Source organism: Ralstonia sp. RL, from assembly GCF_001683835.1.
Taxonomy (GTDB): domain Bacteria; phylum Pseudomonadota; class Gammaproteobacteria; order Burkholderiales; family Burkholderiaceae; genus Ralstonia; species Ralstonia mannitolilytica.
Map to the genome: position 1 here is coordinate 1 of NZ_LWRX01000087.1, position 657 is coordinate 657.

Here is a 657-nt window from a genome sequence, read left to right on the forward strand (position 1 = left end):
GGGGCCGCGGCGGCGGCCGGCGCGGACGCACCGCCACGGCCGCGGCTCGACGCCTGACGCGCCGCAGCCAATGCCTCCATGGCCGGCGAGCGGCGGACCGGTGCAGCCGGGGCTGCCGCGGGCGCCTCCACAACGGCCGGGGCCGACGCAGAAACCGATGCGGTTGGCTGATACGCCGCACGCGGCGCCTCGACCACCGGCGCCGGGCGCGTCGCAGCAGGCGCTGCCTGAGCAGCCGCCACCGGAGCAGACGATGCCACCGCCGCCGCACGCTCAGACGCGGCCGAGGCCGCAGCCGATTGCACTGCCCGCTGCTTCGCGCCGCCGCCCGAAGGCGGGGGCACATCGCCCCCGGATTGACCGGGCTGGAACGCCAGCATGCGCAGCAGCGTCATCGTGAAGCCGGCGTACTCGTCCGGCGCGAGGGCAAGCTCATTACGGCCGAGATTGGCAAATTGATAGAACAGCTGCACTGACTGCGCGTCGAAACGCTCTGCGAGGCGGCGCACATCATCTGCCTCCGGCCAGTCGTCCTGCACCGCAGCGGGCACGACCTGCGCCAGCGCGATCTTCTGCAGCAGCGATGCCAGGTCCTGCAGCGCCCCCGAGAAGCTCAGGCTGCGGCCCGCCATCTCGTCGGCGATGTCAATGAGTGCA

Annotated in this window: 1 pseudogene; it reads right to left on the minus strand. The window is 72.8% G+C overall.

The window, feature by feature from the left end:
• Positions 1-657 (minus strand): annotated as a pseudogene (locus A6M56_RS08175) (DNA polymerase III subunit gamma/tau); the annotation flags it as partial.